The organism is Devosia sp. FJ2-5-3 (genome assembly GCF_029201545.1).
In the GTDB taxonomy this organism is placed as follows: domain Bacteria; phylum Pseudomonadota; class Alphaproteobacteria; order Rhizobiales; family Devosiaceae; genus Devosia.
The window spans coordinates 414028-434004 of record NZ_CP104007.1 but is presented as its reverse complement, the minus strand read 5'-3'; the positions used below and the strand labels follow the sequence as shown (position 1 = coordinate 434004).

Annotated in this window: 19 protein-coding genes; 10 read left to right on the top strand and 9 right to left on the bottom strand. The window is 63.6% G+C overall.

Annotation, left to right across the window (positions count from 1 at the left end; genetic code table 11):
• Positions 1-28 precede the first annotated feature (28 nt).
• From N0P34_RS02170 to N0P34_RS02140, 7 genes are all read left to right on the top strand, one after another.
• Positions 29-403 carry a GFA family protein gene (locus N0P34_RS02170; protein ID WP_275605388.1) on the top strand — a complete coding sequence of 125 codons (375 nt, stop codon included), beginning with the start codon at positions 29-31 and terminating at the stop codon, positions 401-403.
• Positions 404-685: 282 nt separating this feature from the next.
• On the top strand, positions 686-1552 hold the full coding sequence (locus N0P34_RS02165) for an EamA family transporter (protein WP_275605387.1): 867 nt from the start codon (positions 686-688) through the stop codon (positions 1550-1552).
• A gap of 63 nt (positions 1553-1615) precedes the next feature.
• Positions 1616-1990, top strand: a complete 375-nt coding sequence (locus N0P34_RS02160) for a YciI family protein (RefSeq protein WP_275605386.1) — start codon at positions 1616-1618, stop codon at positions 1988-1990.
• Positions 1991-2107: 117 nt separating this feature from the next.
• Positions 2108-2542, top strand: coding sequence for a hemerythrin domain-containing protein (locus N0P34_RS02155; protein WP_275605385.1), 435 nt, complete (start codon positions 2108-2110; stop codon positions 2540-2542).
• 2 nt (positions 2543-2544) lie between these two features.
• On the top strand, positions 2545-3891 hold the full coding sequence (gene hemN / locus N0P34_RS02150) for an oxygen-independent coproporphyrinogen III oxidase (protein WP_275607057.1): 1347 nt from the start codon (positions 2545-2547) through the stop codon (positions 3889-3891).
• Between the two features lie 291 nt (positions 3892-4182).
• A complete protein-coding gene (locus tag N0P34_RS02145; protein WP_345774448.1) occupies positions 4183-5481 on the top strand; it encodes a GumC family protein in 1299 nt (432 codons plus the stop codon).
• A 132-nt stretch (positions 5482-5613) separates the two neighbouring features.
• A complete protein-coding gene (locus tag N0P34_RS02140) occupies positions 5614-7053 on the top strand; it encodes an oligosaccharide flippase family protein (RefSeq protein ID WP_275605383.1) in 1440 nt (479 codons plus the stop codon).
• A 20-nt stretch (positions 7054-7073) separates the two neighbouring features.
• On the opposite strand, the gene N0P34_RS02135 is transcribed toward N0P34_RS02140, so the two are convergent.
• The gene (locus tag N0P34_RS02135; RefSeq protein WP_275605382.1) at positions 7074-8003 is read right to left on the bottom strand and encodes a glycosyltransferase family 2 protein; all 930 of its coding nucleotides are present in this window, start codon (positions 8001-8003) and stop codon (positions 7074-7076) included.
• Positions 8004-8108: 105 nt separating this feature from the next.
• Here N0P34_RS02135 and N0P34_RS02130 point away from each other — a divergent pair, with 105 nt between their 5' ends.
• Positions 8109-9452: an O-antigen ligase family protein gene (locus N0P34_RS02130; RefSeq protein ID WP_275605381.1), complete on the top strand. Its 1344-nt coding sequence runs from the start codon at positions 8109-8111 to the stop codon at positions 9450-9452.
• A 24-nt stretch (positions 9453-9476) separates the two neighbouring features.
• Positions 9477-10262, top strand: a complete 786-nt coding sequence (locus tag N0P34_RS02125) for a WecB/TagA/CpsF family glycosyltransferase (protein ID WP_275605380.1) — start codon at positions 9477-9479, stop codon at positions 10260-10262.
• Positions 10263-10292: 30 nt separating this feature from the next.
• Here N0P34_RS02125 and nadE read toward each other — a convergent pair whose 3' ends face one another.
• The 6 genes from nadE to N0P34_RS02095 form a co-directional block, all read right to left on the bottom strand.
• The gene (nadE, locus tag N0P34_RS02120) at positions 10293-11258 is read right to left on the bottom strand and encodes an NAD(+) synthase (RefSeq protein ID WP_275605379.1); all 966 of its coding nucleotides are present in this window, start codon (positions 11256-11258) and stop codon (positions 10293-10295) included.
• 1 nt (position 11259) lies between these two features.
• The gene (locus N0P34_RS02115; RefSeq protein WP_275605378.1) at positions 11260-12795 is read right to left on the bottom strand and encodes an AMP-binding protein; all 1536 of its coding nucleotides are present in this window, start codon (positions 12793-12795) and stop codon (positions 11260-11262) included.
• 17 nt (positions 12796-12812) lie between these two features.
• Positions 12813-13076, bottom strand: coding sequence for an acyl carrier protein (locus N0P34_RS02110; RefSeq protein WP_275605377.1), 264 nt, complete (start codon positions 13074-13076; stop codon positions 12813-12815).
• A 25-nt stretch (positions 13077-13101) separates the two neighbouring features.
• On the bottom strand, positions 13102-15048 hold the full coding sequence (asnB, locus tag N0P34_RS02105; RefSeq protein WP_275605376.1) for an asparagine synthase (glutamine-hydrolyzing): 1947 nt from the start codon (positions 15046-15048) through the stop codon (positions 13102-13104).
• A 96-nt stretch (positions 15049-15144) separates the two neighbouring features.
• A complete protein-coding gene (locus tag N0P34_RS02100) occupies positions 15145-16275 on the bottom strand; it encodes a hypothetical protein (RefSeq protein WP_275605375.1) in 1131 nt (376 codons plus the stop codon).
• Between the two features lie 34 nt (positions 16276-16309).
• On the bottom strand, positions 16310-16963 hold the full coding sequence (locus N0P34_RS02095; protein WP_275605374.1) for a HemK/PrmC family methyltransferase: 654 nt from the start codon (positions 16961-16963) through the stop codon (positions 16310-16312).
• A gap of 271 nt (positions 16964-17234) precedes the next feature.
• On the opposite strand from N0P34_RS02095, the gene N0P34_RS02090 reads away from it, so the two are divergent.
• Positions 17235-18212: a glycosyltransferase family 2 protein gene (locus tag N0P34_RS02090; RefSeq protein WP_275605373.1), complete on the top strand. Its 978-nt coding sequence runs from the start codon at positions 17235-17237 to the stop codon at positions 18210-18212.
• 32 nt (positions 18213-18244) lie between these two features.
• Here N0P34_RS02090 and N0P34_RS02085 read toward each other — a convergent pair whose 3' ends face one another.
• Together N0P34_RS02085 and N0P34_RS02080 are read right to left on the bottom strand one after the other, a co-directional pair.
• Positions 18245-18988, bottom strand: a complete 744-nt coding sequence (locus N0P34_RS02085; RefSeq protein ID WP_275605372.1) for a polysaccharide deacetylase family protein — start codon at positions 18986-18988, stop codon at positions 18245-18247.
• Complete coding sequence (locus N0P34_RS02080) at positions 18981-19907, bottom strand: DUF6492 family protein (protein ID WP_275605371.1); 927 nt, start codon at positions 19905-19907, stop codon at positions 18981-18983. The genes N0P34_RS02085 and N0P34_RS02080 overlap by 8 nt, the downstream gene beginning before the upstream one ends.
• Positions 19908-19977 lie beyond the last annotated feature (70 nt).

Below are 19977 nucleotides of genomic sequence, written 5' to 3'. Positions count from 1 at the left end.
TGGCTTGGACACCATCGGGAGGATTTTCATGGCGCAATCGGACGAGGAAGAAGGCATCTCCGCCACCTGCCATTGCGGAGCGGTAACGCTGCGCCTCTCCCGCGCACCAGCGGAAGTCACTCACTGCAATTGCAGCCTTTGCCGGCGCTATGGCACGCTCTGGGCCTATTATACAAAGGCCGAGGTCACCATCCTTTCGGCCCAGCCGACCGACACCTATGCCTGGAACGGCAGGCACATCGATTTCCACCGCTGCGCCCATTGCGGCTGCGTCACCCATTGGTACCCCCGCGCCGAAAGCCGGGACCGCCTGGGGATCAATGCACGGCTGCTCGAGCCTGCCGTGCTGGACCGGGCGCGGGTAAAGCAGGCGGATTCGGGCGGGACGGGGCTGTTTCACTAGGCAGGCCTGCGTGAGGGTAGACCCCCACCCGGCCTCCCCCTGGGAGGGGGAGGAGCCCGTCCGTGGGTGGGGCAACTTCTCGTCAAGAGAACCGGCCGGCCTCCCTCCCCCTCGCGGGGAGGGATTGAGGGTGGGGGGATGGGAGCCAGGATGGATGGGGGCCGCTCCGACACTTCCTCTCCATCCCAGACCTCTTCGCCGTAGAACCCCCGCTGTCGGACCAATGGGCATTCCCTCAAAACCCTGATAGAGCCTGCCTGTCCCTTCCTTCGAGCCCAAGCCGTGCGGCCCCAGACCATTCTTGTTCCCGTTCTTCTCGTCACGCTCGGCATGGTTTTCACCCAGACCGGGGCGAGCTTTGCCAAAATGCTGTTTCCGCTGGTAGGGGCATCCGGGGCAACGGCCCTGCGCCTGACCCTTGCCGCACTGGTGCTGGTCATCGTCTTCCGTCCCTGGCGATATCGGCCGGACGGACGGCAAAAGCGCGCGGTGCTGCTCTATGGCGTGGCCATGGGCTCGATGAACCTCTTCTTTTACTCCGCCCTCTTCCATATTCCGCTCGGCCTGGCGGTGGCACTGGAATTTACCGGCCCACTGGCCGTGGCGCTGTTCGGGGCGCGGCGCCCGCTCGACTTTTTCTGGATCGTGCTGGCCGTGGGCGGTTTTGCCCTGCTGCTGCCCTGGAGCGGCTTTGATGGCGATGTTTCCCTCATCGGCATTGTGCTGGCGCTCTGCGCCGGCGCCTGCTGGGCCGGCTATATCGTCTTCGGCCAGCGCGCCGGGACGGGCGGCGGCCCCCATATCGCCGCGCTCGGCGTCGGCACGGCCGCCATCATCGCCCTGCCCTTCGGCATTGCCGAGGCCGGAACGGCCCTCCTCGATCCGGCCATCTGGCCGCTCGGCCTCGGCGTCGCGCTGCTGTCGAGCGCCATTCCCTATGCGCTCGACATGGTCGCGCTGCCCAAAATTCCCTCGCGCCTCTTCGGCATTCTGATGAGCGGTCAGCCGGCCCTCGCCGCCCTGTCCGGCCTCGTCATTCTGGGGGAGCGGCTGAGCGCCATGCAATTGGCCGGCATGGCCGCGATCATCTTCGCCTCAATCGGCGCCACGGCCACCATCGCACGGCCAAAGGTGACGCCCGAGCCGTGATCGGACTGGATTTTCAGCCTTCTATGACGCAATAGTTCCCTCTCAAATCGGAGGAGGGGCCCCATGCTCTATGCCATTTTGTGCTACAATGACGAGAGAGCCGTCTCCCGGTGGACACCGGAGGAAGACGCGGCCTGCATGGAACGCCTCGGTGCGGTACAGTCGCGCATGAGCGAAAAGGGCAAGCTGGGGCCAGTCGTGCGGCTCTGGAACACCGACGAAGCCAAGACCCTGCGCAAATCCTCGGGCGAGCCTGTGGTCTTCGATGGCCCTTTCGCCGAGACCAAGGAACAGTTTTTGGGCTTTTACGTCGCCGATTGCGCGAACATGGACGAGGCGCTGGATTTCGCGCGCGACCTGGCCAAGGCCAATCCCGATGGCGGCTCCTATGAAATTCGACCGTTGCGACTCTACAATCCGAGCGGGCTGACCGAGTAAATCCCCGGCGGCGCTGCCCGTCGCGATGACCTCCTCGCGGCTTGATCCTGGTCAAGGGCCGCTCCTCAGGCCCGTGTTAGCTGAGCATCAGGAATTGTCCTGGTGCGGAGCACGAGAATGGCCATGCCTGGGGCCGATAGAGGCGCGCTGAACGCAGCCTATGATGACATGCTGGCGCTCTGCGAGGGGCTCGAAACCCTGGCCGATGCCCTGCCCAGCCGGATCGATGCCGCCCTTTGCCATCATCTCATCGAGCGGCTCGAACCCTCTTTGAAAAAGCTGCAGGCCGCCGAGCGCGTCCTTCTCTTTCCCCTTTTGGCCAGCGCCCCCGAAGCCGTGGAAAGGCGCGGGACGGCTCACGCGATAGACGCCGCCGCCGCCGCGGAAGTTGCCGACGCTCTGCGCGCCATGATGCGCGGCGAGGCTCGGCCTTCTCCCGATGCGCTCGGCTATCTGCTGCGGTCTTTTTTCGACAGCATGCGTCGCCACGTGGCGACCGAGCGCGAATGGCTGCGTCTCTTCGCACCCCCTCAGGGAAGGATCGCCAATTGACCATTTCGACCGACCTCATCGCGCGCTATTCGACGCCCGTGCCGCGCTATACCAGCTACCCCACCGCGCCCCATTTCCATGCCGGCGTGACCAATTCGACATATGCCGGCTGGCTGAAAGGCCTGCCTGCGGAAGCGACGATCTCGCTTTATCTGCACATCCCCTATTGCGACCGGCTGTGCTGGTTCTGCGGCTGCCACACCAAGCACACGCTGCGCTATGAACCGATCGCCGACTACCTCGTCGCGCTCCACGCGGAGATCGACTGGGTGTCGGCCCAGCTTGAGGGCCGCGGATTGATGACCGCGATCCACCTCGGCGGCGGCTCGCCAACGCTGCTCAGGCCCGCCGACCTCCTGGCGCTACGCACGCGGCTCGATGAGCGCTTCACCCTCGCAAGTGACGCGGAAATCAGCATCGAGATCGACCCCAACGACATCGACGCCGGGCGCTACGATGCCATGGCCGCGTTCGGGCTGACCCGCGCCAGCATCGGCGTGCAGGATTTCGACCCAAGAGTGCAAAAGGCCATCAATAGGCTGCAGAGCTTTGAGGACACGCGTGGCGTGGTCGAGGCCATGCGGGCGCGCGGCGTGCGCTCGGTCAATCTCGACCTGCTCTATGGCCTGCCCTTCCAGACCGAAGCGGGTCTCGCCAGGACCATTGAGGCTGCGCTGTCGCTCAATCCCGACCGGGCAGCGCTTTTCGGCTATGCCCATGTGCCCTGGATGAAAACGCACCAGAAAATGATCCCGGAAGAAGCGCTGCCCGACAAATTTGTCCGCTTCGCCCAGGCGCAATTGGCGGCTAACCTCTTGGCCCAAGGTGGCATGGAGCCGATCGGCTTCGATCACTTCGCAATGCCTGACGACAGCCTTGCCATCGCCGCGCGCACCGGAACACTCCGGCGCAATTTTCAGGGCTACACCGACGATGCCGCCGATGCGCTGATCGGTCTGGGCGCCTCGGCCATCGGGCAATTGCCGCAGGGCTATATCCAGAACATCACCGCCACGGGCGACTATTCCCGCGCCGTGCGCGACGGCGGCGTGGCCGTGGCGCGCGGCTTTGCATTGAACCCGGTCGACCGGCTGCGCGCGGAAGCCATATCCGCGCTTTTGTGCCGGTTCACACTCGCCCCCGGCGATGTCTCCCGCTTCGGCGCGGCCGGCAAGGCGCTGATGGACGAAGCGCGGCTGCTCGCACTGACCGATAGGGATGGCCTCACCGCGATGGCGGGCGACCGCTTTGTGGTGACCGAAACGGGAAAGCCCTTCGTCCGCACGATTGCCGCCCTGTTCGACACCTATCTCGCCGCCGGCACCGCAAGGCACTCGCTGGCGGTGTGATCGAGCTAAGGAAAGCATTAACGACGATGGCTAAAGATAGTCCTATCTATCTACGCCTTGTTAAATCTCATGTGGCATAGACACAGACGTAATGCACTGAACGGCATTAGTCGCACTCTGCGGCGCCTGCCGATGTGTTGAAGGTTAGGCCCCATGACTGTGAATGGAATTGGCTGGCAGACAACTGACAGTGCCAACTCCTGGCCTTATGTCCTGAGACGTCTTTACCAGGAAGCACTGGGGCTCATAGTCCCGATCTTTTTCTTGGTCCTGGCCTGTGCATGTCTCGCCATGCTGATCCGCACCGTCTCGCCCCAGACCTATCGCGCAACCGCCGAGATATTCGTCGATCCCCGCGGCCTCCAGGTATTCGAGAACGAATTGGTCAACGGCCAATATGACGCCAATGCCGGCGTCAACTATGTCGAAAGCCAGATGCATGTCCTCCTGTCCGGCCAGGTCCTGACACGGGCATTTCGCGCACTCGAGGCCGGTGGCAACCCGACGCCATCGGGCGCCGACAGTGCGACACCCGCGCCGAGCCTTTCTGCTACCGAACTCGATGCGCTGCGTCGGCGGATCAGCGTATCCCGGGCAGAGCGCAGCTATATCATTTCCGTGGTCGCGCGGGCGGACTCCCCTGAGGGCGCCGCGCAGCTGGCCAATGCCGTGGTCCAGGCTTATCTCGATGAAGACGTGACCAGCCAGACCAATATCGCGACGCGGCTGACCGACAATCTGCAATCCCGCCTCGAGCAATTGCGCCTGCGTCTCGCCGCCTCCGAGGAGCGCGCGGAAGCCCATCGGCGCCAGTACAACCTGGTCAGCACCGATCAGCAATTGCTGGTGGATCAACAACTGACCGCCGCCGTCCGGGCGCGGGGAGAAGCCGAGGAACGGCTCTCGGCGGCGCGCGTCCGGCGCGAACAGCTGATCGGCGCCGAACCGGCAACGATCATGACCCTGGCCGATATCAATGACCAGGCCCGGCTCAGCACCTTGATGGACCGGCTGAACGCGGCCCGCGAGGAATATGCCAGCCTTGCCACGCGCCTCGGCGCCATGCACCCCACGCTCCAGAGCGTTCAGGGGCAGGTCGCAGAGCTCGAACAGCGCCTCCGCGCAGAAATCAGCCGCATGCGGGATGCGGGGGCGATTCTCCTCCGTCAGGCCGAGCAGGAACTCGCCAGCGCCACTGCGGCGGTGGACAGGCTGATCGCACAAAGTGCGGAAGCGCGGGAATCCTCCATCGAACTGCGCACACTCGAAGAGCAGATCCGCTCGGACCGCGAATTGCTGGCCTCGTTCGAGACGCGCAGCCGCGAAATGTCGGAATTCGCCCGCATCGATTCGACCAATATTCGCGTCCTCTCCATGGCTTATGCGCCAGAACCCGGCCCCAGTGTCCTTGGCGTGATCCTGTGGGGCGTGGCCGGCGCCTTCGTCGCCGCCCTGTTCGGATTTGCTCTCGTCGTGTTGCGGGTTATGAAGGATTTGATATTTCCCTTTGGCGAGCGCATCGAAGCCGGCCCGCGCCCGGGCTCTCTCAATGCTCCCCGGGTCATTGGTCCCGAGAGCGCCTCCCCCTAGGGTCGACATGATCGCAAATCAGAGCCTGGTGCCCGAAGATCATAGAGGCACCGATGTCGCGCGCCAATTCTTGTGCCGGAGAGGCCAGCGCCTCTCCAGCGCCTTTGCCTGCTTTCTAGGCGCGTAAAATCCATGGCGAAGCCAAATCACATCCTTAAATGGGTCGGTTGGGCGGGGGCAGACGCCCTCGTTCGGCTTTTCTGTCTGGGTGGCACCACCATCGTCCTGTCGCGTCTGCTCGACCCGGCAGATTTCGGCGTCGCGGCCATCGTACTCGCGACGGCCGCCGCAGCCGGGCTTGTTGTCGGCGCCCCCTTTCAGGATGCGCTGGCGCAAAGACGTGTCCTGCGCAAGCTGCACCTGCAATCGGCGCTGGGCGTAAGCCTTGCCGTTGGCTTGGCGCTGATCGCCGCTTCGCTGCTTGTCGCCCCCATTCTGGCGAAAGCCTATGCCGCTCCTGAAATCCAATATCTCCTCCCCGTCACCATGCTGTCGATCCTCTTCAGCGGTCACGGTGAACTGGTCGGCGCGCGGGCCCGCCGGCAAAGACGCTTCACCGAAATTGCCGGGGCCGATCTGGTGAGCCATCTGGTCTCGGCGCCATTGGCCATCGCGGCGGCCCTGCTTGGCGCCGGCGTCTGGTCGTTGATCGTCTTGCGTCTGGCCGGCGTGGTCGTGCAATCGCTCATGCTGCAGACCCGCGTCGGCTATCCGCTCATGCCGCGCTTTTCCGGCCCCCATCTTGCCGATCTGCGGCGGATTGCCAGCATCGCCTCGCTCGACCGGATCACCGACAATCTGACCTATCTGCTGTTCAGCAATCTGGTGGCCAGCTTTTTCGGTCTTGCCGTGCTCGGGCAGATGAACATGGCCATGCGCGTGATCGAGCCGGTCCGTGGCGCGGTCATGGGCGCCCTCCACAATTTCACCTTCCCGACCTTCCGACGCATAGCGCTTCAAAAAGCGCCCGACAGCGAGCGCGACCAGCCGGTTCGGCTCCTGGCCAATGTCACGGCCCCGATCTTTGCCGGCCTTGCCTGCGTCATTCCCCTGCTACTGCCCCTGGTCACCGGGGCGGGCTGGGAAGATGCCGTTCCCATCGCCATTGGCCTGGCCATCGGCGCCGCGCTCTCCATGCCGGCGCAGCCAATCTTTACCGCCCTCTCCGCCCAGGGCGCGCCCGAATATGGCTTGCTGGGCAGCCTCGCCCGGCTTTCCATGACCGGGCTGGTCCTGGTGGCCCTGCGCGACTGGCCGATTTTGGCCGTCTGCCTGTCCCGGCTGGCCGGCGATGCCGCCGCCGCATTCCTGGCGCTTCTGTTTCCCCTCGGCCGCCGGCAATGGCCCGCAAGCGTGCGGATCATGCTCCTGCTGCCCGCCTGGGGCGTCACCGGGCTGATGAGCGCGGCCACCATGGCAGTGATTTTCTGGCTACAACCGATCAGTATCTGGGCGGCGCTGATCGGAGGCATTGCGACCGGGATCGTCACCCAGGCCATGCTGTTGCGCCTGCTGCGCCCGGAGGTCCTGACCCAACTCCTCGCGGCCGTGCGCCCGGCCCGAAACGCCTGACATCTGGCGGGATCGACCTGTCAGGAGACGAGGCCCCTGCCATAAAGGCGGGGCCGAAAGCGCCTTGCCCAGAACAGCTTGCCCCACCCGCCCCAGGCTTTTGAACGCGCCTCTTGGGCTTTGTTGCGATCACGGGAGATCAAGCCAAGAAGCGACCAGCACATGCCCTGCACAGCGCCTGCCAGCATCCAGAAGACGATGCGATCCCAGCGCGGCGGCTGGAGCATGGATTGCACGAAAGTCCGGATCTGCCCGCTGAGGAAACGCCGGCGCGTGACATAGTCCCAGTTGAGCCGCTTCTCGGGCACGAATTCGGTGACCGCGGCCTCGGCTGCCCAGGCAAAGCGACGCCCCTGCTTCACCAATTGCTGGAGCAGGAGGCTGTCTTCCCCGCCGGTCTCGTTGAGTGAAATGTCGAAGGGATTTTCTGCCCCGAGACAGGTGGCGCGCGCGAAAACCGAATTATTGGTGCCCAGATAGGCGGCCCTTGCAGTGATGTCGCTGCCCGGAGGCAAATCCATCCGCCGCTCGAAAAAGGCGATAATCGACGGGTCGCTGCTCGCGCCTGCCCCTTCCGCACGCGCCACGACCGGGCCAAAACTGCCATCGGCACCGCTGCGCCGGAGAGTGTCCAGATGCCTGGCAATCCAGTCCGGCGCGGCTTCCTCGTCGTCATCGAGAAAGGCGACCCAGTGCCCCGTCGAGCCATTGACCCCCGCATTACGGGCATTGGCGACGCCGGGGAGCGGCTCGGAGAGATAGCGCATCTGCGGAAAACTCTCGGACACCCACTGCGCCGAGCGGTCGGGCGAATTGTCCACCACCACAACGTCGAGCCCGATGCCCTCGGGCAGGCGCTGCGCCGCAACGCTGGCAAGGGCCCGGCGCAGGGGCTGCGGGCGGTTCAGGGTGGGAATGATGATCGAAACGCTTTCGGTGTGCTCTGCCATTCGCCTCTCAGCCCGCCTTCCCCGCTTAAAGGTCAGGGGTACACGAGAAATTATAATTTTCCAGCTATTTGCGGTGGGACGCCCGGCCCACGGAAATGCGCTAAAATGGACGTGCCATTCACCTCATCGGCTGTTCCACAGGAGAACCCGCAGGCGGGCGCGGCTGTTGCGCGCCTCAGCGCGGTCCTCCACGCAATCCTCACCGCCGCTTTCCTCGTCTTTGCGTTCATCGGCACCAGTCCGCTGAGCACGAATTCGCTCACCGATCGCGTTGATGGCAACCCGCTCAACCGCGCCCTTCTGCTCTCGATGGCAGCCCTCGCCGTCATGGTGCTGCTCCTCAACTATCGCGCCCTGCCCAGCCTCCTGTGGCGCGCGGCGGGCACCTGGGCGCTGGTCGCCTTCGCGACACTGAGCTTCCTGTGGTCCGATTTTCCGGACCTCACCCTGCGGCGCACCATCGTCCTCGCCTGCATGACCCTCACCGCCGCCGGCGTCGCCGTCGGCATCCACGATCTGCGCCGGGCGACAAAGATTTTCTGCCTCTTCGCCGCAGGCGTGATCCTGATCAATCTGGCGTCAATCGTGCTCGTTCCAGCGCGCGCCATCACCGAGATTGGGGTGCAGGGCATATATGCTCAGAAGAACGAGGCCGGCACCGTGGCCATGATCGCCGCTCTGGCCAATGCCGCCTGGCTCTTCGGCTGGAAGCACAGGCGGACAGAGGCTCTGGGCGCCATCGCCATGCTGGGCCTGTCCATGGCCTTCCTGGTCCTGAGCCAGAGCAAGACCTCGCTGGGTCTGGCGCTTCTGGGCATTGTCATGTTCGTCGGCTATGTCCTCGTGGCCAGGGGCGGTCCGATAGTGCTGCTTGCAGCGCTCCTGGCGGGCCTTGCAGCCTCCATTGGCCTCGTCATTGTTCTCACGCTCAACGAGTTCGACATCATGGCCGTCATCGGCCTCGTCCTCGCCGACACCTCCCTCACCGGGCGCGACGAATTGTGGGCCTTCGCCACCCGGGTGGCCATGGAGCGACCCTGGCTAGGCCATGGATATGCGGCCTTTTGGGACGTCGGGCCCGGTGCGGATCCCCTCTTGCGCGCCGACCCGGGAAGCTGGCTGGGCGATATCGAGGCCGGGATAATCAATCAGGCCCACAATGGTTATCTTGAGCTTTGGCTGCAGCTTGGCCTGCCCGCGACGATATTGGCCACTCTGGTCTTCTTTGCACTTTTTGCCAGAAGCCTCTTGCACTCTTTCATCAGCAATGTTGAATGCAGGCCCGCATTCGCGTTATTTGCAGTCATGGCTTTGATCTTCATTTTACACAATATCACAGAAGCATCTTTATTCATTCGCGGCATCCTTCTGTTCAGTGTCATGCAGCCGTTGATCTTCCTGGTGGCACGCGCCGACACGCTCCGCGCGACCCCGGCGGAAACGGCCTGACGCCTGGACGAAGGACGAGGATCCATGACCATCCTATTGGAGCAGGACGACCTGCTGACCGGCAGACGACTGCGTTTCCTGGGCGTGCACTATGACGCGCTCGAAGAAAGCGACATCCTCGACATCCTCATCCGCCGGAACGAAGGCGCCCCCTTCGCCAGCCTCGTGACGCCCAATGCAGACCATCTGGTGCGCATCGACAGGTCCGCCGAAATCGCGCGCGCCTATCACGAAGCCGATTTCTGCCTCAATGACAGCCGCGTGGTTTCCATTCTCGCCTGGCTGCGAGGGCTGGAGCTGACGACCACGACGGGCGCGGACCTTGTTCGGGCCCTGTTTCACGCGCCCGATTTCGATCCCGATTGGCCGCTGTTGCTTGTGGGCGGCGACCAGGACATCGCAGCCGCCTTGACCCGTCAATTCGGTCTCACCAATCTCACCCACTACGACGCCCCCATGGGCCTTCTGGCCGATCCGGAAAAGCGGGCGAAAATCGTCCGCTTCATCGAGGATCATCCGGCCCGCTTCACTTTCCTCGCCGTGGGATCGCCGCAGCAGGAACTGATCGCCCATGCCGTGGCCCAGCGCGGCAGCGCGGTTGGCGTCGGGCTGTGCATCGGCGCAGCGATGGAGTTTCTGGTCTACCCCGAGCGCCGGGCGCCGCAATGGGTGTCGCGCATCGGGCTTGAATGGCTGTACCGGCTCCTGCGCGAGCCGCGCCGGCTGTGGCGGCGCTATCTCGTGCACAGCCCCAAAATGCTTGGGCTGGCAGCGCGCGAATGGGCGACCGAGAGACGCGGCCGCAAATAGGCCGCCGCCCGGCTCGCCGTCGCCGGAAAACTACTCCACCAAGAGAGGCGGCAGGCTGAGATAGCGTGTTGCCACGCGCTTGCGGGCGATGTCGGCCCAGACGGCGTCGACCTGGTCTGCCGTCAGCCCCGCCGCCTCCGCCACTTCCTCACGCGGCAGATCGTGGCTGAGGCCATAAAGGCAAAGATCCATCCGGTCATAGGGAAGCGCGAAGTAAAACTCTTCCTGGCTCTGCGCCATCGACCAGGTGTCGGTGGTCGGCGGGCGCCGGCAGATGGCTTCAGGCACGCCCATATGGGCGGCCAGCTGATAGACCTGGGATTTATAGAGATGGGCGATGGGTTTGAGATCCGCCGCGCCATCACCGTTCTTGACGAAGAACCCCTGATCATATTCGAGCCGGTTCGGAGTTCCTATGACGGCATAATTGAGCCGGTCAGCGTGATAATATTCCATCTGCTTGCGGGTGCGCTGCTTCATATTGGTGGCAGCGATGATCCCCTGATAGGCCTCGGCCGTGAGCCGGATTTTTTGCATCTCGCCAGTGGGCGATTGCACCACCAGCGAGGAAATGGCGATGCCGCCGCCCGAGAGCGGATCGGCAATGACCACCTTGCAGCCCCAGCCGTCCCCGAACTCCGGGACCAGCGTGCGGATAAAGGTATCGCGGCGCGCGTAGCATCCCATCGCAGCCAGCGCCGGGCCGATGTCTTCCACCTCTGCCGCAAATCCGAATGTCTCGGCCACGGCCCGACCCAACTCGAGGCTTTCGGGGTCGGAGTCATTTTCCGGCATAAAAATCCCGAACACCCGCTCTGGCCCCACCGCCTTTACCGCCAGCGCGGCGCAGAGGCTGGAATCGATGCCGCCCGAGAGGCCCAGCACGAAGCCGCGCCGCTTGAGGTCGGTGCGCAATTGGCTGCGCATGGCGCTGGTGATGCGCGCGATTTCGGCCTCTGCGTCGATGAGCAGGGTTTGGGGTGAAAAGCGGCTCATCTCAGGACGTCTCCAGGCTTTCAGCGGCGAGCCGGCGACTGACCTTACCCGTATCGGTCTTGGGCAGGCTGTCACGAAACTCGATGGATTTGGGCACCATGAAATCTTCGAGGTGCCTGGCGCAGTGGCGGATCACATCCCGCTCGCCGAGATCGGGATCGGATTTCACCACAATGGCGTGGATGGCGTGGCCCAGCACGGGGTCGGCCCTGCCGACTACCACCGCTTCAACCACGCCCGGGCAGGAGACGAGCACCGCCTCGACCTCCTTGGGCGCAACCTTCTCGCCGCGCGTCTTGATGATGTCGTCAGTGCGCCCGACGAAATACAAAAAGCCCTCGTCATCGGCGTAAAAGAGATCGCCGGTATAGAGCACCTTTTCCCAGGGGTTCGGGCCCGGACGCAGCGCCTTCTCGGTCGCTTCCGAATTCTGCCAATAGCCCTGCATGACATGCGGTCCGCGAATGACCAGCTGGCCAATTTCGCCCGGCGCAACGCGCTGGCCATTGTCATCGACAACAAAGGCTTCGGTATTGGGAATGGCAATGCCCACCGAGCCCGGCTTGTCGTCCAGCCGCGACGGCGGCAGATAGGTGCAGCGCTTGCATTCGGTCAGGCCATACATCGAAAAAATGGTCGTGCCCGGCAGCAGCACGCGCAGCCGCTCGATATGGGCCGGCGGCAGCGCTGCGGCGGTATTGGAAATATAACGCAGATCCGGGAAGGAGCCGGGCACCAGATCCTTCATGGTAAGGATCATCGCCGCCATGGTCGGCACCAGCGGCAGACCTGTCACCTTCTCGCGCCGCATGATCTCGAAGATCGCAGCCGGGAAGGCGAAGGATTTTTCGATGATGAGCGTGGCGCCCAACTTGACCGCCATCAAGAGCTGATAGAGCCCATAGTCGAAGGCCAGCGGGAGCACATTGAGGATGATGTCGTGCTCGGTGTTTTCCAAATAGGTGGTGATCGAAGTCGCCGCCGCCTCGATATTGCGGTGGTTCATCATCACGCCCTTGGGCCGGCCGGTCGAGCCGGAGGTATAGATGAGCATGGCCAGGTCACTGTCGATGCCGCCATGGATCGGCGCCTCTACCGGGGCGGCGAGCAGCGTCTCGAGCTGCACGACCTCGGACAAAAGAGCACTGTCTCCAGCAGAGATGATCGCCGAAAACTGCGCCCCTTCCACAATCGCCTGCGCCACGCCCCCCGCGAGCCGGGACTGGGTGATAATGGCGCGCGCCTCGCAATTGCCGGCGATGAAGGCCAGCTTGTCCGGCTTGGTCGAGGGATTGATCGGGCTGAACGTCGCGCCGGCCTTGAGCACGGCAAAGATCGCCACGGCCGCTTCCCAGCCATTGTCGAGATAGATCAGCACCCTGTCATCCCGGCGCACGCCATTGGCCGCAAGTCCGGCCGCAAGGGACGTGCTCAGCCCATCCAGCTCGGCATAGCTGATCCGGCGCTCGCCGACGACAAGGGCGGTCTTGTCCGGCAGGCGAGCGGCGCTGTGGCGCAGGAAATCCTCGACGCGCATCGAATGGCCTTCCCGCCTCAGGCGGCAGCGCTTTGCTGCTTTTTCTCGATATAGGCCGCGATGGCGCCGACGCTGTCGAGATTGGCCGGCACGATCTCATTGTCGGCGACCTTGATCCCAAAATTCTGCTCGATGTGGAAGACAAGCTCGAGCACGCCGGTGGAATCCACATAGCCATTGTCGATCAGCGAGGTCGTGTCCTCGATGGGCTGGCTGGTGTCGCCGAAGAGGAAATTCTCGATGATGAAGCTGCGGATATTGGCCTTGATGTCGTCGCTCATATTGTTCTCATTCGCCGCTGGTTAATCACTCGGCCGCCTGGGCGGCATTGGCGCGCCGGGCAAATTCCCGGTGCCAGATCTGGGTTGAAAGCACCCCTACATAGGCGGTGTTGTCGCGAAAGCCCTCGACGCCGGACGTGCCGGCCTTGGCCACGAGTTTTGCCACTGCCTGGGGATTGAACAGGCCGGTTTCGGCGATGGCCTCGGGCGAGAGGCATTCGCCCACATAGTCCGGCGCGTTGGTCGTCGCAAAAGCCTGGCTGTCGGGTGCGCGATAGGGCTGCTTGGTGCGATTGCTGATCGCCTCGGGCAGCAAATGCCGCGTCGCGCGCCGCAAGATGTGCTTTTCGACGAGCCCCTTGAGCGTCACCCTTGGCGGCAGTTTCGCCGCCAGCGCCATCAGCCGGTGGTCGAGGAAGGGGAAGCGCCCCTCGATCCCATGGGCCATGGCCATACGATCGCCCTGGGAGGAAAGAATATAGCCGGGCAGGAGATAGCGGCTCTCCAGATATTGCGCCTGGTGCTGGGGATGCCAGCGGCCAAATCGCTGGGGCAGTGTTTCGGCCAGCGCCGCTGCGGCATCATAACCCGCGAGCGTCGCGCGCAGATCGCCCGAAAAGAAGATTTTTGCCGCTGACGTCGAGCGGAAACGCGGCCGATGCGAAGCCAGTGGATCGTTCAGAAGATCCGGCGTCACCCCGAAAAACGCGGTGAGATAATCGGCCGACTGGTTCTGGAGGCCCGGCAGATAGGGATAGAGCCGCTTGAACAGCAGCGGCCGCCGCGCCGAACCGGGCTGGCGGGCGGCAAAGCGGCGGACCTTGTCTTCCTTGAAGATGTCGTAGCCGGCAAAGACCTCGTCGGCGCCCTCCCCGGTCAGCACGACCTTGATGCCATTGTCCCGCACGAGGCCGGAGAGCCGAAACAGCGGCGCCGGCGCCGTGCGCACGATCGGGCGCTCGGTATGGGCGATGACGGCGGGGAAAGACGCTGCGATGTCGTCATTGCTGCAGGAAATGGAGCGGTGATCGGTGCCCAGCGCCGCCGCCATGATATTTTGAAATTCGGTTTCGTCATGTTCGGGGCTGTCGAAGCCCACCGAAAAGGTCGATAGCTTTTGGCTCGTATGCCTTTGGGCCAGCGCCGCGGTGATGGCCGAATCGAGCCCACCCGACAGATAGGCCCCCACCGGCACGTCGGCGCGCATGCGAATGCGGGTCGCGTCATCGAGCAACGCCAGCACTTCCTCGGCCATCGCGTCTTCCGAGCGCGGATCAGAGCCATCGGCCATATCGGGAAATTCGAAATCCCAATAGCGCTGGATACGGGTCTGCCCGTTCTCGACCACCATGAAATGGCCCGGCGGCACCTCGAGAATACCCTGGAAGCCGGTCAGCGGCGCCAGCGGCGCCCAGAGGGTGAAGATTTCATCGAGCGCATAGGGGTCGATCTCGGCTTCGATGCCGGGAACGGCGAGCAGCGCCTTGATCTCGGAGGCGAAGTAGAGCGCCCCCGACCGCCTGGCATAAAAGAGCGGCCGCACGCCGACCCGATCGCGGGCGAGGAACAGGCGCCTGCGCGCGCCATCCCAGAGCGCGAAGGCAAAATCGCCATTGAGCTTTTCGAGGCAATCGACGCCATGCTCGGCGTAAAGGTGCAAAAGCACCTCGGTGTCGCTGCCGGTGCGGAAGACGCGTCCCCGCGCCTCGAGATCGGCCCTGAGCTCGACGAAATTGAAGATCTCGCCATTATAGGCGAGCATCAGATCGTGGCCTTCCAGCCCCATGGGCTGCTGCCCATCGGCAAGCCCGACGATGGAGAGCCGCCTGTGCCCCAGCCCGATGCCGGGCGCGGCCCAGACCCCGCTCGCATCCGGCCCGCGATGGGCGATACGATCGGTCATGGCGTGGAGCAGCGCTTGCCCTTGTTCAGGGGCAAAATCGGTCCCGCAATATCCTGCAAGCCCGCACATGGGAATTTGCCTCGCGTTCCGCAATGGAGTGACAGAGCGCACGCCCCCTGCGCCAATGCAACAACTGCGCAGGACTGTTGCGAAGTGCAAACGACATTAAAGTTTAGGGTTAAGAAACTCGTCCCCGACAAGTCTAGACCACCTCTCGCCCACCACTCCATTGAAATGGGCATCACCCTTCTGGAAACGGGCGACCAAATCCCTGTCCGGGCTGGAAATGACGCTGGCGCCATGGCGGAACATCAGGCAGCGCCGCTCCAGCAAGGCGTCGAAAAGCGCCGGACTGGTCCGCCCACGGACGGCCACCGCGCCGCGCCCTGCTGCATCCTTGAGCAGGCTGTCAATGACCAGTCCCGCATTCCGGGGTGCAGCCAGGATATCGAGGACGCGCGCCGTTGCCCCCGCCCGCTCGTAATAGGCGAAGGCGCCGAGACGCATCCCGCCGCGGGCCACCACAGCCCCGAGACGCAACGCGCCCTGCGCCGATTTGCAGCCGATATCATCGCTCAATTGCGCCAGCGCCGCCGCGCTCCAGTCCCGGCTGATGGGAAAGCGCTCGGTAAACTCCTGCACTTCGGCGACGAACGCCGCGCGTGACAGCTCTTCGACGCCGATATTGCCCGGCAATTTGAAATCGTCCGGAAACGTCGCCCAGCGCAGATCATTCTTGCCCGCCCGCGAGCGGCGCAACTGCCCATCCACCCATCCCGTCACCCCGGACATGATCCCGAGGGCAGACATACGCTGGCGCCCGGTTTCGAGCGCGAAGCCGCCTGGCCGGATCACCCGGAGCCAGTCGAGGCTGTGCTGCGAGAGAACATCACCGCGCAATTGGCGCCACATAGCCAAAGTGGCGTCCCCCGCCGTTTCGCTGAGCGAGAGATCCTGGCTTCCCGAAAGAAAGGATTTCAAAAGCCGCGCGCCTGCCAGGGGATCGGCCTCCCGCCCATCCACCATCAGGGCGCCGCACACGGCTACATTGAGGGAATTCTCCCCGATTTTCATCGGCTGGGACGTAACCCCGATAAAGCCCGAGATCGCGCCATCCGGCCGCACATGCACAAGCGAGGGCATGGCCGGGTCGGCAAAAGGCCCCGACGAAAAGAGCTGGTCAAGATAGACGATCAGTTCGTGGGGCGGCTCCTGCGAAGACTTTCGAAAGTGCCGCATGAACAATTGCCCGACGGCCTTGATGTCATCCGCATCGAGCGGGCGAATTGTCGCCACTTCCATCATCTTCTCTTCGACCCATGCCGATGCGTTAGTTGAGCCGGGTATAGGCAACCCGGGGCCGTCCGAGATCGTCATTGGCAAAAGAGATGTCCCCAAATCGCCCGCTTCGCTTAAGCAGCAGGGCCACCTGCCGATCCTGGCCCAGCCCGAATTCAAAGGTCAGCCAGCCGCCCGGCTTGAGATAATTCGGCGCCTCGCTGACAAGGCGCTGGTGCACGGCAATGCCGTAATCGCCGCCGTCAAAGGCCTCTCGCGGCTCTCGCTCCAGCAAATGGGCCGCATCCCCAACCAGCTTGCTCGTCGAAATATAGGGCGGATTGCACACGATCAGGTCGACGCCTTGCCCTCCAAGCAGATCGGCGACACCGGCGAAGAGATCGCCCTGCCCGATCCGGACACGCGGCGACAGGCCCAAGCGATCCGCATTGCTCCGCGCCTGGGCTACCGTCTCATCGGTCAGGTCGGTGAGGTAGACTGTTGCATCCGGCCGGGCATGGGCGATGGCAAGGCCCAGATTGCCGGAGCCGCAACACACATCCACCACCACCGGTTCACCGATATCGGCCAGGAGCTCGATCGCCGTCCGGCCCAGCAATTCGGTTTCCGCACGCGGCGCCAACACCTTCGGCCCTGCGGCAATGTCTATCGACAGGAACGGATGGAGTTCGGAAGCATTCGACACGGAACCAATCCTTGCAAAGACCCTGGGCGTCACCGCCATCGAAATCGCCACCGCGCTTGTTGGGGGCATTGCCGGACTGCAGGGATGGACTCGTCCCTAGGCCTGCCTGGATGCCCAAACCCATTCGACGGTGCGACCCGAGATATAGGGCACAGTTCTTAGATTTGATTTACGATCAGCCCGGGAAAAAGCAGACAAACCCGTCGTTTTTCTTCACAGAGCATCATGCCTTCCGCGCGAGGGTGGCGCCCGGTCATGTGGAGACAAGCCGTTGAGCGATCAAAGCCCTCTCGATCTGACGATCGTGATCTGCACCTACAACCGCAATGCGCTCCTGGCCAAGACGCTGGAGAGCATCGCGGCGCTCCGCGATCCGGGCGGCGTAAACCTCTCCATTCTCGTCGTCGACAATAGCGATGACGGCAATGCGCTGCAGCGGGTCGAGGACATGCGCAGCGCCATGCCCTGGCCGCTCTCGGCCCTGTCTGCGCATCCCGCCAATATCTCGATTGCGCGCAATGCGGGTATCGCGGCCGCCCGATCCGAATTCATCGCCTTTATCGACGATGACCAGCAACTTGATCCGGGTTGGCTGGAAGCGGTGGCCAGGGCGCTGGCAACGCAACCATACGACGCCTTTTTCGGCCCCGTCGTGGCGCTCCACGAATGCCCTGAACAAGCCGATCCAACCATCGAAAAGCTCTTCTCCCGCACCCTCGATGCCCCGGACGGACACGAGCTCTACGCCATGGGCCCAAGACAAACGCGGAATATTGCCCTGGGAAGCGGCAATTCGATATTTCGGCGCAGCAGGGCGCTGACCGACCCGGCCCCGTTCGATCCCGCTTTCGGCAATAGCGGCGGCGAGGACAGCGATTTCATCTGCCGGCTGCAGCAGCGGGGCCTGCGTTTCGGCTGGATTGCGGCCGCCAGGGTCACCGAATTCGTGCCGGTTTCCCGCTACGACCCCGACTATCTGGAAAAGCGTCACTTCGCCGGGGGGCAGTCCTATGCGCTTGCCGTGTCCCGAAACAGCAAATGGCCCGCTTTGGCACGGTGGAGACAGCGCGCGATCGCCCTCATCCAGCTGATCTTGCTTCTGCCCCGGCAAGTGCGCCCCGGGCAGGATGAAGCCGAGCGCGCGGCCATTCGCTACCGGCGCGCCTCGATCTCGGGCAAGCTGTCCTTCGCGGACATGAGGCCGCTTTACCTGCAGGAGGCGCGCGAAGCGCGTGTCCAGAAGGCCTGAAACGCCCTGGCAAGATCCTCCGAGGAAATGTCTCAGCCCGCCTGCGTCCGGGCATAGGCCTCGGCGACGGGCAGGATTTCGACGCCCCCCGCCTTCAGCGTCGTGATCGCATGCTCCAGCATGTCGGGGCGCACCCCATAGGGCGTAGGATTGGCCGTGACATCATGGGTAAAGAAGATGAGCCAGGCGTTCTCGGCGATGGTCTGGCCGATGATTTCTTCGATGGCGCCGCTGGTCCAGGACTTGATCTCGAGACTAACGGCCTTGAGCTGCGCCGCATCGAACCAGCGTCCATTGACGCCTCGCCTGATGCCGCGCGCGGTCGGATAGAGCCGGCCATAGAGCATTTTGGTACGCGGAGACACTTCCCCATAGGGATAGGCAAAGCTGGTAATCGGCATGCTGGGCAGATGCGCCGAGAAAAAGCGCGCATTCTCGGCCTCGCCCGCGACAATCGCCGGATTGCTGAGGTCATAGACGCGATTGTGCTCGAAACTGTGCGAGGCAATTTCGTGGCCCTCATCGGCCGCCTCCGCCAGATCCTCAATGCGATATTGCTCGACCCCTTCGAAGGTGCCATCGGCGAAACCGCCCACGGTATAATAGGTCGCGCGGACCCCATGGCGGCGCAATATCGGCCCGCCTTCAATCCATGCCGAGCGCGGAAAATCATCGAAACTGATGCTCGCCATAGGGGCCCGGTGGCGATTGAACTTTGGCTTTACAGGCAGGCGCGCCGTAATCCGCCGGTTCCAGCGCGCATGGAACTCATGCATCGGAACGCTTCCTGTCCTGCCGCTCGGCCATCCCGGTCACCCTCTCGAACACCTCCCGCCGCCGCTCGATACTTTCAGCCAGTGTGGATTGGATAAGGCACGCGGCATGCTGCGGCTCGAGCGCATCGACGAAAGCGTCAATGGCGTCGTCGTTCTCGAAACTGCCGCTCCACATCGGATGGGAGAGGGACTGGGTTTCCGGCACATGGCCGGCCGCGTCCAAACCCAGGATCTTGTCTGCATAGACGCCGTAGAGAACATATTCGGCAAAATGCTGCGTCCGCGCGAGGGTCGCGACCCAATTGCGCCCCGATATTTCCTCTATCCTGCGCACAAGGCCACGGGCGACATCGGGCCGCCAGGTCACGAGCGGATCGATATATTCGCCCCCATGAAACCCAGTGTCGGGCAGACCCAGCAAGCGCCCGGCCGCGCGCTGCCAGCTTTGATGACTGGCCAGGCCACTCGGGACGGGATCCCGGTAGAGCCGGACGGAACCGCCCTTGAAAAGGCTGTCCCGTGAGAAGGGGCGAACGAAGGCGTTGTCACTATCGACATGGACGAGCACATCGGCGTCACTTTCTGCCGCAGCAGAAATTTTCATGATCTGCTGGGCGATCCAGCCGCGCACGGGCAGGCTGAACGGGGTCAGGTAGAGGTTTCGGCGCAGCCGCACGAGCCGCACCAGCCATCGTGGCACCGGCACGAACCAGTTCGGCAGCAAATCCTCCTGGGCAATCAACCTGCGCCGGCTATTGGCGAGGGAAGCGAACAGGTCGAGATCGGCCCGGGGCACGGCGAGCCGATGCTCGATATCCGCCGGCACGAAGCGGTCGACACTTTCGCAGAGCAGACGACAAACCTCGTAGTCGCCGCGATAGGACAAAGTCAGGAGTTCGACCTTTTCGAGAGCTTTCATTCGCCCACCTGTTCCGCGGCCCGTTGCGATCTGCAAATTGTTGCCCGCAATCAACTGAAGAAAGCAACAA

Bases quoted from the DNA above. Each gene is read 5' to 3' on its own strand.
- N0P34_RS02170 (WP_275605388.1), top strand. From the start codon at position 29: ATGGCGCAATCGGACGAGGAAGAAGGCATCTCCGCCACCTGCCATTGC.
- N0P34_RS02160 (WP_275605386.1), top strand. From the start codon at position 1,616: ATGCTCTATGCCATTTTGTGCTACAATGACGAGAGAGCCGTCTCCCGG.
- N0P34_RS02155 (WP_275605385.1), top strand. From the start codon at position 2,108: ATGGCCATGCCTGGGGCCGATAGAGGCGCGCTGAACGCAGCCTATGAT.
- N0P34_RS02145 (WP_345774448.1), top strand. From the start codon at position 4,183: ATGCTGATCCGCACCGTCTCGCCCCAGACCTATCGCGCAACCGCCGAG.
- N0P34_RS02140 (WP_275605383.1), top strand. From the start codon at position 5,614: ATGGCGAAGCCAAATCACATCCTTAAATGGGTCGGTTGGGCGGGGGCA.
- N0P34_RS02135 (WP_275605382.1), bottom strand. From the start codon at position 8,003: ATGGCAGAGCACACCGAAAGCGTTTCGATCATCATTCCCACCCTGAAC.
- N0P34_RS02130 (WP_275605381.1), top strand. From the start codon at position 8,109: ATGGACGTGCCATTCACCTCATCGGCTGTTCCACAGGAGAACCCGCAG.
- N0P34_RS02125 (WP_275605380.1), top strand. From the start codon at position 9,477: ATGACCATCCTATTGGAGCAGGACGACCTGCTGACCGGCAGACGACTG.
- nadE (WP_275605379.1), bottom strand. From the start codon at position 11,258: ATGAGCCGCTTTTCACCCCAAACCCTGCTCATCGACGCAGAGGCCGAA.
- N0P34_RS02115 (WP_275605378.1), bottom strand. From the start codon at position 12,795: ATGCGCGTCGAGGATTTCCTGCGCCACAGCGCCGCTCGCCTGCCGGAC.
- N0P34_RS02110 (WP_275605377.1), bottom strand. From the start codon at position 13,076: ATGAGCGACGACATCAAGGCCAATATCCGCAGCTTCATCATCGAGAAT.
- asnB (WP_275605376.1), bottom strand. From the start codon at position 15,048: ATGTGCGGGCTTGCAGGATATTGCGGGACCGATTTTGCCCCTGAACAA.
- N0P34_RS02085 (WP_275605372.1), bottom strand. From the start codon at position 18,988: ATGCATGAGTTCCATGCGCGCTGGAACCGGCGGATTACGGCGCGCCTG.
- N0P34_RS02080 (WP_275605371.1), bottom strand. From the start codon at position 19,907: ATGAAAGCTCTCGAAAAGGTCGAACTCCTGACTTTGTCCTATCGCGGC.